The sequence below is a fragment of the Streptomyces sp. UNOC14_S4 genome (genome assembly GCF_020740835.1).
Taxonomy (GTDB): domain Bacteria; phylum Actinomycetota; class Actinomycetes; order Streptomycetales; family Streptomycetaceae; genus Streptomyces.
The window spans coordinates 1-10,586 of record NZ_JAINFC010000254.1; the positions used below are offsets into that span (position 1 = coordinate 1).

8 protein-coding genes are annotated in these 10,586 nt (G+C 71.8%); 5 read left to right on the plus strand and 3 right to left on the minus strand.

What is annotated here, in order from left to right; all coding sequences use genetic code 11:
• Positions 1-137: 137 nt before the first annotated feature.
• The 3 genes from K6I34_RS21965 to K6I34_RS21975 all read left to right on the plus strand — a co-directional run bounded on the left by K6I34_RS21965 (position 138) and on the right by K6I34_RS21975 (position 3,459).
• On the plus strand, positions 138-1,409 hold the full coding sequence (locus K6I34_RS21965) for an ATP-binding protein (RefSeq protein ID WP_229328044.1): 1,272 nt from the start codon (positions 138-140) through the stop codon (positions 1,407-1,409).
• A complete protein-coding gene (locus K6I34_RS21970) occupies positions 1,406-2,089 on the plus strand; it encodes a response regulator transcription factor (RefSeq protein WP_229328045.1) in 684 nt (227 codons plus the stop codon). Before K6I34_RS21965 ends, K6I34_RS21970 begins: the two co-directional genes overlap by 4 nt.
• 254 nt (positions 2,090-2,343) lie before the next feature.
• Positions 2,344-3,459 carry an esterase family protein gene (locus tag K6I34_RS21975; protein ID WP_229328046.1) on the plus strand — a complete coding sequence of 372 codons (1,116 nt, stop codon included), beginning with the start codon at positions 2,344-2,346 and terminating at the stop codon, positions 3,457-3,459.
• 39 nt (positions 3,460-3,498) lie between these two features.
• Here the strand turns inward: K6I34_RS21975 and K6I34_RS21980 are convergent, their stop codons facing one another.
• Positions 3,499-4,626: a C40 family peptidase gene (locus K6I34_RS21980; RefSeq protein WP_229328047.1), complete on the minus strand. Its 1,128-nt coding sequence runs from the start codon at positions 4,624-4,626 to the stop codon at positions 3,499-3,501.
• Positions 4,627-4,958: 332 nt separating this feature from the next.
• Here K6I34_RS21980 and K6I34_RS21985 point away from each other — a divergent pair, with 332 nt between their 5' ends.
• The gene (locus K6I34_RS21985) at positions 4,959-5,312 is read left to right on the plus strand and encodes a hypothetical protein (RefSeq protein ID WP_121800772.1); all 354 of its coding nucleotides are present in this window, start codon (positions 4,959-4,961) and stop codon (positions 5,310-5,312) included.
• Between the two features lie 127 nt (positions 5,313-5,439).
• Positions 5,440-7,929: a DNA helicase PcrA gene (gene pcrA, locus K6I34_RS21990; protein WP_229328048.1), complete on the plus strand. Its 2,490-nt coding sequence runs from the start codon at positions 5,440-5,442 to the stop codon at positions 7,927-7,929.
• Positions 7,930-8,054: 125 nt separating this feature from the next.
• On the opposite strand, the gene K6I34_RS21995 is transcribed toward pcrA, so the two are convergent.
• Complete coding sequence (locus tag K6I34_RS21995) at positions 8,055-9,599, minus strand: peptidoglycan DD-metalloendopeptidase family protein (RefSeq protein WP_229328049.1); 1,545 nt, start codon at positions 9,597-9,599, stop codon at positions 8,055-8,057.
• A 266-nt stretch (positions 9,600-9,865) separates the two neighbouring features.
• A partial coding sequence (locus tag K6I34_RS22000) for an alpha/beta fold hydrolase (RefSeq protein WP_229328050.1) occupies positions 9,866-10,586 on the minus strand: 721 nt, incomplete at its 5' end.

Consider the following 10,586-nt stretch of genomic DNA (forward strand, 5'->3'; position numbering starts at 1 on the left):
TCCCGCATCAGGCCCCCGACCCTGTCCTGTATCGGGCCCCGGCCCCGTCCCGTATCGGGGCCCGGCCCGGAGAACCCCGGGTGCTGTCAGGGTCGCCCCTGATGTGCCCGCGGGGCGCGGCATGTGACGATCGGATCATGACGACCGCGACCACGCCCGACGACCGCCCCCTGCGCAAGCTCTACCGCAGCGCCGAAGGGCGGATGCTCGGCGGCGTGGCGCGCGGCCTCGCCGGGCACTTGGGCGTCCCGGTCTCCTGGGTGCGCATCGTCTTCCTGGCACTGCTGCTCGCCCAGGGCATGGGCGCGGTGCTCTACGCCGTCTTCTGGTTCGTGGTGCCCCTCGGCGTCGGCGGGGTCGACACGCCGCGCCCGGTCCCCGTCGAGCACGACGCCGACGGGCGCCGCGGCCTCTTCGCCCGCAAGCCCGACCGCGGCCAGGTCTTCGCGCTGATGGCGCTCGTCATAGGGGCCTCCGTCTTCGCCGACAACCTCCACCTGGGCCGCGCCAACGCCTACATCTGGCCCATGCTGCTGGTCGGCGCGGGCGTCGCCCTCGTATGGCGGCAGGCGGACAACGCCCGGCGCGCCCACTGGATGGAGGTCGGCCGCAGCAAGCGCGTCCTGCCCCTCGCGCGCGGCGCGGCGGGTGTCGCCCTCACCGGCGTCGGCGTGACCGGCATCGTGGTCCTCCAGGGCTCCGCCGAACACCTGGGCACGGTCCTCCAGGCGGCCCTGGCCGTCCTCGTCGGCATCGCGCTGCTCGCGGGCCCCTCGGTGGTGCGGATGACGCAGGACCTCTCCGCCGAGCGCACCATGCGCATCCGGGCGCAGGAGCGGGCCGAGGTGGCCGCGCACGTCCACGACTCCGTCCTGCACACCCTCACGCTGATCCAGCGGAACGCCGAGGACGCCCGCGAGGTCGCCCGCCTCGCGCGGGCCCAGGAGCGCGAGCTGCGCGCCTGGCTGTACCGGCCGGAGGGGCGCGGGAAGGACGAGGCGGAGGAGCCCGCCACCCTCGCCGAGGCCGTCAAGGCCGCGGCCGCCGAGGTCGAGGACCACCACGGCGTGCCGATCGAGGTCGTGGTCGTCGGCGACTGCCCCCTCGACGAGCGGCTGGCCGCGCAGATGCAGGCCGCCCGTGAAGCCATGGTCAACGCGGCCAAGTACGGTGGCGAGGGCGGCGCCGTCCAGGTCTACGCCGAGGTCGAAGGACGTACGGTCTTCGTCTCGGTGCGCGACCGCGGGCCGGGCTTCGACCTGGACGCGGTGCCGGGCGACCGGATGGGCGTCCGTGAGTCCATCATCGGCAGGATGCAGCGCAACGGCGGCACGGCGCGGCTGCGCTCCGTGCCCGGTGGGGGAACCGAAGTGGAGCTGGAAATGGAGAGGGCGGAGAAGACGGCATGACGACCGAAGAGACGGCGGAGCGCCATGTACGGGTCGTGCTGGTGGACGACCACCGGATGTTCCGGACCGGGGTGCAGGCGGAGATCGGGGCCACGGAGCGCACCGGTGTCGAGGTCGTCGGCGAGGCCGCCGACGTCGACCAGGCGATCACGGTCATCACCGCGACCCGCCCCGAGGTCGTCCTCCTCGACGTCCATCTCCCCGGCGGCGGCGGGGTGGAGGTGCTGCGCCGCAGCGCGCCCCTGATGGCCGACCCCGAGCGCCCGGTGCGCTTCCTCGCCCTCTCCGTCTCGGACGCCGCCGAGGACGTCATCGGCGTCATCCGCGGCGGCGCCCGCGGCTACGTCACCAAGACCATCACCGGCACCGACCTCGTCGACGCGGTCTTCCGGGTCAAGGACGGCGACGCCGTCTTCTCGCCCCGGCTGGCGGGCTTCGTGCTGGACGCCTTCGCCTCCACGGACGCCCCGCCGGTCGACGAGGACCTGGACCGTCTCACCCAGCGCGAGCGCGAGGTGCTGCGCCTGATCGCCCGCGGCTATGCGTACAAGGAGATCGCCAAGCAGCTCTTCATCTCGGTGAAGACGGTGGAGTCGCATGTGTCGGCCGTGCTGCGGAAGCTTCAGCTGTCGAACCGGCATGAGCTGACCCGTTGGGCGACGGCGCGGCGTCTGGTCTGATTTTGTCCTGCGCCTGAGCGTCTGCCGGGGGCCGTCGTCCGGCGTCCGCGGCCCGGTGGGGGCTGGTCGCGCCCACGCGGCGGAGCCGCACAATGTGACAGCCCCGCGCCCCTCACGGGGCGCGGTACCGCACGTCCACGCGAGGCTTCACCGGAACCGTCGTGGCTCGTCGGTCATCTACAACGGACGAGCGGCTCTCGTTTCCGAAGGGGCCGGGGCCCGGGACGGGTCCACGAGATCCGGAGCGGAAGCCGATGAGCCTGACGGGGACGCCCTTCTTCCTCACCACGATCGCGTTGGTCGTGGTGGCCCTCGCCCTGCCGATGATCCTCTGGGCCAGGGTCCGCGGGCCGAAGATCGTGCGGCACGCCACCCGCTTCGTCATGCTGCTGTTCGCACAGGTCACCGCGATCACGCTGGTCTTCGTGATCGTCAACAACGCCAACGGCCTCTTCGACACCTGGGCCGACCTCCTGGGCACCGGCGACCACGTCAGGGTCGCCGCCGACCTCGGGCCGGACGGCACGGGCGGCAAGTCGGTGGAGAACGAGCCCAAGGTGCACCAGAAGTTCGAGCCGGTGTCGGACAGGCGCATGGGCGCCGGGGTGCGGCAGACGCAGCTCAAGGGCCGGATATCCGGCGTGGAGGGCGAGGTCTACGTCTGGCTGCCGCCGCAGTACGACGACCCCGAGTACCGGGACCGGACCTTCCCCGTCGTGGAGGTGCTGCCCGGCTTCCCCGGCTCCGCCAAGGCGTGGTTCGGCTCCCTGAACGTCAATACGCAACTCAAGCCGCTGATGGAGAAGGGCGAGGTCGCGCCGTTCATCATCGTGGCACCCCGTACGACCCTCCTCGGCGACGTGGACAGCGGCTGCGCCAACATCCCCGGCAAGGTCAACGCCGACACCTGGCTGAGCGTCGACGTCCGCAAGATGGTCCTCGACAACTTCCGGGCGGAGGACAAGCCCGAGGGCTGGGCGGTCGCCGGCTACTCGGCGGGAGCGCACTGCGCCGCCAGGCTGGCCGTCGCCCACCCGGACCGCTACCACGCGGGCGTCAGCCTCTCCGGCTACAACGACCCCGCCGGGGAGCCCGCCTCCCTGACCGCCAGGACGCCCGAGCTGCGCGACGAGAACAACCCCTGGAAGATGCTCCAGCGCGCCAAGACCCCGCCGGACGTCGCCCTGTTCATCTCCGGCGCGGACGGTGACGGCTACGAGGGCGGCATGTCGATCAAGGAGTCGGCGAAGGCGCCCACCACCGTGGACGTCGTCAGGATCCCGGCCGGTGCGGGCGGTCACGGCACGGCGGTGTGGGAGCGGCAGGTCCCGGAGGTCTTCCGCTGGCTGACGAAGCGGTTGAGGTACTGAGCGTGCCTGAGCCTTGCGCTCCCGTAAGGGGCGCAAGGCTCACGCCGGGCGGATCGCGCCCGCGAACGGCATTTCGCCCACCGGGGCGACGCGGACCGGGGCGCCCGGGTGAGGGGCGTGGATCATCTGGCCGTTGCCGACGTAGATGCCGACGTGGCTGACGCCCGGGTAGAAGAACACCAGGTCCCCCGGGGCCAGGCTGCCGCGTGCCACTCGGCGGCCCGCGTTGATCTGGGTGTAGGTCGTGCGCGGCAGGGAGACGCCCGCCGCCTGCCAGGCCGCCTGCGCCAGTCCGGAGCAGTCGAACGCCGACGGTCCTGTGGCTCCCCAGACGTACGGCTTGCCCAGCGCGGAGTACGCGTAGGCCACGGCCCGCGCGGCGCGCTCCGTGGGCGCCTGCAGGGCGGATCCGGCGACGGCGTGGGCCGTGTTCGTCACGGTGTGTCCGACGGCGTGTCCCACGGTGTGCACCGCGCTGTGGGCCACGGCCTTGACGGCGTGGTCGGGGACGGCGGTCACGTTCCCCTGCTCCACGGCCGTGCGGACGGGCGCGGGCATCCGGTTCAGCAGCTGCCGGGCATCGTTGAGCTGGACCTCGATGGTGTGCTTGTGCCGCGCGAGCGAGGTCTCCTGGCGCTTGAGCTCCGCGAGCCGGGTGTCGGCGGTGCTGCGCACCTGCTGGACGTCCCGCAGCTGGTGGCGGAGCCGGTTGACGGCGACGGCCTGGCGGCTGCCCGCCCGGTCGGCCAGGGAGGCCCGCTCCAGGTACTGCTCCGGGGCGGAGGACAGCAGGAGCCGCATGGTCGCCGGGAGGCCGCCGTCGCGGTACTGCGCGGTGGCCACGTTCCCCAGGGAGGCACGCGTGGCGTTGAGCCGCTGCGTCTTGCGGGCCGCCTCGTCCTGGAGCCCGCCGATGGCCGTCTCGGCGGCCCTGGCCTTCTCCTTCGCGCCGTTGTACCGCTCGGTGGCGACCTCCGCCCGCTGGAAGTACCGGTCGACCCGGTCACGGAGCTCGGCCGTGGTCAGCCGGGCCGTCGGGCGCGGGGCGGCCTGGCTCGTGCCGACGGACGCGGTGGCGGTGGCGGCGCCCGCCAGGGCGAGGGTGGCGGCGGTCCGCGCGGTACTGCTGGCGAGTGGATGCTGCTTGGGCTTGCGGTGCGTTGCCACGTCGGCCGTCACTCTTCCTTCCACACCTGCTGGGGGCGCAGGGTCGCGCTGTCCTGCCGCACGGCTGTGTCCCGCGGTGCGGCCCAGAGGACGACGGCCCGCGATGAGGGGGGAGAGAGCGGGCCGTCGCCATCTGGGGCAGGACGCTAAACCGAGGGGTCACGCCGGAGAACGCACATGACCGGTACTGGTCGGAACCGGCCAAGGTGCGACCGTCCTTGAATGAGCTGCACGCGTCGGTATGGAGGGATATATCTCGCGTGTGATCGAAGTGGTGAATGAGGCATACCTTGCCGAAGGGGACTGCTACAGCCCCGGTTAGGGTCGGCTCCATGGACGTACTCATTCACGCCGTCGTCGGCCTCCACATCATCGGCATCGCCGCCCTGCTCGGCGGTTTCATGACGCAGATGAAGGCCATGGGCAAGGGCGAGGCCCGCATGGTCCCGGCCATGCTGCACGGAGCCCTGACGATGCTGGTCACGGGCGCCGCGCTGTACGGCCTGGACAAGGCCGACGGCCACGCCCCCGACACTTTCAAGATCGGCGTGAAGCTGGCCCTGCTGGTCGTGATCCTCGGGCTGGTCTACGTGAAGCGGGACGACGAGAAGGTCGAGGCGGCCGCCTTCGGCACGGTCGGCGCGCTCACCATGGCGAACATCTTCATCGCGGTGCTCTGGACGTGAGCCCGGCGCCCTGGCTCCGGCCCTGGTACCCCGGCACGCGGTCCCCGGGGTGTGATCTTGGCTGATTCCCGGGGCGTTCGGGGAACCGGTACGGGCTGTCAGTGGGGCGGCCTAGACTCGGGAGGCGATGAGCAGCCTCTTTGACGACAGCTTCCTGGCGGACTTCGGCCCCTCCGAGGAGGAGCCCCCGCCGCCCCCGGAGGACGAAGCCCCGGAGCAGGTGCCGCACGACCTCTTCGGCGGCGCCTTCGACGCGCCCGCCCCCCGCGAGGCGTACTACCGCGACGGCGCGGCCCGGCCGCACGTCGACCCGGCCGCGCTGCTGGAAGGGATGAACGACCAGCAGCGCGCCGCGGTGGTGCACACCGGCTCGCCCCTGCTCATCGTCGCGGGCGCCGGTTCCGGCAAGACCCGGGTGCTCACCCACCGCATCGCGCACCTGCTGGGCGCCCGCCACGTCCACCCCGGCCAGATCCTCGCGATCACCTTCACCAACAAGGCCGCGGGCGAGATGAAGGAGCGCGTCGAGGAGCTCGTCGGCCCCCGCGCCAACGCGATGTGGGTCATGACCTTCCACAGCGCGTGCGTGCGCATCCTGCGCCGCGAGAGCAAGAAGCTGGGCTTCACGTCCTCCTTCTCGATCTACGACGCCGCCGACTCCAAGCGGCTCATGGCGCTCGTCTGCCGGGACCTCGACCTCGACCCGAAGAAGTTCCCGCCCAAGTCCTTCAGCGCGAAGATCTCCAACCTCAAGAACGAGCTCGTCGACGAGGAGAGCTTCGCAGGGCAGGCGGCTGGGGGCACCTCCCGGACGGAGTCTGGGGGAGGGTTCGAGAAGACGCTGGCGCAGGCGTACACGATGTACCAGCAGCGGCTGCGCGAGGCCAACGCGCTGGACTTCGACGACATCATCATGACCACGGTCCACCTGCTCCAGGCGTTCCCGGACGTGGCCGACCACTACCGCCGCCGCTTCCGGCACGTCCTCGTCGACGAGTACCAGGACACCAACCACGCGCAGTACACGCTCGTGCGCGAGCTCGTCGGCACCCCCGAGAACGCCCCCGAGGACGGGGTCGCGGAGCTGTGCGTCGTCGGTGACGCCGACCAGTCGATCTACGCCTTCCGCGGCGCCACGATCCGCAACATCCTCCAGTTCGAGGAGGACTACCCGGACGCCACGACGATCCTGCTGGAGCAGAACTACCGCTCCACCCAGACGATCCTCAACGCCGCCAACGCCGTCATCGAGCGCAACCAGAACCGCCGCCCGAAGAACCTGTGGACCCAGGCCGGGGCCGGCGCGTCCATCACGGGCTACGTCGCCGACACCGAGCACGACGAGGCGCAGTTCGTCGCCGACGAGATCGACCGGCTGACGGACGCGGGCGACGCCAAGGCCGGTGACGTCGCCGTCTTCTACCGGACGAACGCGCAGTCCCGTGTCTTCGAAGAGATCTTCATCCGTGTCGGCCTGCCCTACAAGGTCGTCGGCGGCGTGCGCTTCTACGAGCGCAAGGAGGTCCGTGACGTCCTGGCGTACCTGCGGGTGCTCGCCAACCCCGAGGACACCGTGCCGCTGCGGCGCATCCTCAACGTCCCCAAGCGCGGCATCGGCGAGCGCGCCGAGGCGATGATCGACGCGCTGGCCCTCCGCGAGAAGGTCAGCTTCGCGCAGGCGCTCCGCCGGGTCGACGAGGCGTACGGCATGGCCTCCCGCTCGCTGAACGCGGTCAACCGCTTCAACACCCTGCTGGAGGAGCTGCGCACCGTCGTCGAGTCCGGCGCCGGGCCCGCGACGGTCCTGGAGGCGGTCCTGGAGCGCACGGGCTATCTGGCCGAGCTCCAGGCCTCCACCGACCCGCAGGACGAGACCCGCATCGAGAACCTTCAAGAGCTCGCGGCCGTGGCCCTGGAGTTCGAGCAGGAGCGCGAGGGCGAGGAGGACCAGGGCACGCTGGCGGACTTCCTGGAGAAGGTGGCCCTCGTCGCCGACTCCGACCAGATCCCCGACGAGGACACCGAAGGCACCGGCGTCGTCACCCTGATGACGCTGCACACGGCGAAGGGCCTGGAGTTCCCGGTCGTCTTCCTCACCGGCATGGAGGACGGCGTGTTCCCGCACATGCGGGCGCTGGGGCAGACGAAGGAGCTGGAGGAGGAGCGGCGGCTCGCCTACGTGGGCATCACCCGGTCCCGCGAGCGGCTCTACCTGACGCGGGCGAGCATGCGCAGCGCCTGGGGCCAGCCGCAGTACAACCCGCCGTCGCGGTTCCTGGAGGAGATCCCCGACCAGTACCTCCAGTGGCGCCGCACGGGTCCGTCGACGCCGTCGGCGACGATGGGAGCGGTCTCGGGCGGTACGGGCGGGTCCGGCTTCTCGTCCTCGCGCGGCGGCGGGGCGAAGGCGGGGCCGAGCGGCTTCGCGACGCGGCGTGCCAAGGAGCGGCCGGTGGTCGCCCTGGCGATCGGCGACCGTGTCACGCACGACTCGTTCGGGCTGGGCAGGGTCGTGGCGGTCAAGGGCAGCGGTGACGCGGCGGAGGCGACGATCGACTTCGGCGGGGAGAAGCCGAAGCGGTTGCTTTTGCGCTACGCGCCTGTGGAGAAGCTTTAGCCCTCTGGGCCGGGTGCGCCTACTGGGGTGCCTCTTGCGTTCGGCTCGCGGCTGCGGGTCCGTTGTGGCTGGTCGCGCAGTTCCCCGCGCCCCTTACGGGGCGCCCCGTAAGGGGCGCGGTCTCCTTACGTCGGGTCCAGGTCGTGGGCTCGGAGCCAGGGGAGGGGGTCCACGGCGGAGCCGCCGGGGCGTACCTCGAAGTGGAGGTGGGGGCCCGTGGAGTTGCCGGAGTCGCCGGAGTAGGCGATGACGTCGCCCGCCTTGACCTTCCCCGAGCGGAACTTGGTGCTGCTGAGGTGGCAGTACCAGGTCTCGGTGCCATCGGGCGCCGTCACTATGGCCATGTTCCCGTAGGCGACGTTGTACTGCGTGCGCACCGTGCCGTCGGTCGCGGCCATGACGGGGGTGCCGTAGGAGACGGGGAAGTCGATGCCGGTGTGCACCGACATCCAGTTGGCGCCCGCCTGTCCGAAGAGCGCGCTCAGCCCGTGCTGGTCGACGGGCAGCGCGAACTTGGGGCGCTCCGCTTCCTTGCGCGCCTCTTCCTCCGCCTTGCGCTTCTTCTCCTCCTCCTGCCGGAGCTTGAGGTCGATGCGCTCCTGGTTGCGGCTCGCGCGGGTGGCGAAGTCGTCGGCGCCGCGGCTGAGGCCGGCGAGCTGGGTGTCCAGCTTGCTGTTGGCGAGCGCGGAGACGGCGGGGTTGTCCGGGGCGGAGGCGGCCTGCGTGTGTTTGCCGTCGTCCTTCCCACCGGAGACGGACGCGGCGGCGATGCCCGCGACGCCCATCACCGCGACCGACGGCACGGCGACGGTCAACAGCGCCTTGCGGCGCGGGCGGTAGCCGGAACGGGACGGTGCGCCCTTGCGGCGGCTGCGGGCCTGTGCCGGGACGTCCGGGTGCGCCGTCGGCTCCGCGGGCCCCGCCGCGCCCTGCCCGGCTTCCGGCTCGGGCGGCTCGACCACCAGCATGGTGCGGGTCTCCGCGTCGGCGACGGAGCGGGCACCGGCCGTGGGCGCGGGTGTGGGCGCCGCCTCGGCCTCGACGGCGGAGAGGTCGACCATCAGGGTCGGGGTGCGCTGGGGGTCTTCCAGGTCCGCGTACGCGCCGGCGTCCCAGATCTGCGTCTGCGGGGCGGAGCCGGTGTCACCCCAGGAGGCGTCCACGGGGTGGCCCCAGCCGGACGTGTCCCCGGCCGGGTGCTGCCCGGTGTCCCAGCTCTGGGCGTGCACGGAGGGCCCGCTGCTCCAGCCGCTGTCGGCGGGGTGCTGCCAGCCGGTCGCGGCCGACGTGTCGTAGGAGCCCGAGGTGTTCCAGGAGTGGGTGTCCGTCGCCTGTCCGGTGCCCTGGCCCCAGCCCGAGGTGTCCCACTGGCCGGTGTGCCCGGTGTCGTAGCCGCTGAACTCCCAGGTCTGGGTCTGGCCCGCGGTGCCCATGGCCCAGTTGTCGGTGTTGTCGGCGGGGAGTTGCTGCCCCCAGCCCGCGGTGTTCGCTCCCCAGGAGGCGTCGGGGTGGCCCCAGCCGGAGGTGTCCCACTGCCCGGAGGCGTGCCCCTCGTAGCCGGGGTAGCCGTGGGGGATGCCCTGCTGCTCGTACGACGTGTAGTGCCCGTAGGAGAGATCCTGAGCGGGACCGGTCGGGCTCGAGCCCGCCGACGGGTGACGGTCGTTCACCACCACTTCTCTTTCGCCTCGGGAGCAGGAGAATTAGCGGCGACTGTACCCGGCGGTTCGGGATCGCGACAATCTTCGTCACGTTTCGGAACGCCGCGGGGTGGGCATTTGGCCGTCTTTCGGTGGACTGAACCCCGAGAAATCGGTTTGACGTTCGAGGTTTGTTCGGTTTTTCGAGGTAGTAATCGCTAGCGCGCCGTGCGGCGGGGGCGGTGGGAACGGACGCGGCGCGCCGCGGAGGGCGTTCCGGCCGGGTCGGGCGCGGGTCAGGCGACCGATGCCGCCCCGGACGTGCCGGCCGCGGTCTCCTCCACGGCCAGGGCCTGCCGGATGCCCGCCGCCACCGCCCCGTGCACGGGGAGGGCGAGATGGCCCACGCCGGTCACGCGCACATTGCGGGCGGTCAGATCCGGGTGGTCGATGCGCGCCGTCTCGACCGGCACCATTATTTGATCCAGGTCGCTCCAGAAACTGATGAAGCGCGTCCGGCAATCGGGCGCGGGGGCGGCGAGTCCGGCTATGAGATCCGACCCCGGGCGCATCTGCCGGACCAGGGGGTGCGCGGACATCAACGGCGCGACACGGGTGCCGCCGTGCGGCGTGCCGAGCGTGACCAGCGTGCGCACCCGGGCGTCACCGCCGAGGCGTTGCACGTAGTAACGGGCGATCAGGCCGCCGAGGCTGTGCCCCACCACGTCGATCCGGGTGCGGCCGGTGCGCGCGCAGAACTCCTCGACGTGCCGGGCCAGCAGATCGGCCGCGGCCAAGGCGTCACGGGTCAGCGGGGAGTAGTTGAGGCATTCGACCTGCGTCCAGCCATGGCTGCGGAGGGAGCGGCGCAGCAGGACGAAGACCGAGCGGTTGTCGATGAACCCGTGGAGCAGGAGGACGGGTGGGGGGTCGCCCTGTGCCGTCGTCGGGTCCGCCACGCCTCTTCCCGCCGGATCGGATTCGGTCCCGGGCGTGTCGTTGGGCCCTGTGGGTGGC

What these genes read in the sequence shown, in the direction of transcription:
- K6I34_RS21965 (WP_229328044.1), top strand. Translation starts at nt 138, where the DNA reads ATGACGACCGCGACCACGCCCGACGACCGCCCCCTGCGCAAGCTCTAC.
- K6I34_RS21985 (WP_121800772.1), top strand. Translation starts at nt 4,959, where the DNA reads ATGGACGTACTCATTCACGCCGTCGTCGGCCTCCACATCATCGGCATC.
- pcrA (WP_229328048.1), top strand. Translation starts at nt 5,440, where the DNA reads ATGAGCAGCCTCTTTGACGACAGCTTCCTGGCGGACTTCGGCCCCTCC.
- K6I34_RS21970 (WP_229328045.1), top strand. Translation starts at nt 1,406, where the DNA reads ATGACGACCGAAGAGACGGCGGAGCGCCATGTACGGGTCGTGCTGGTG.
- K6I34_RS21975 (WP_229328046.1), top strand. Translation starts at nt 2,344, where the DNA reads ATGAGCCTGACGGGGACGCCCTTCTTCCTCACCACGATCGCGTTGGTC.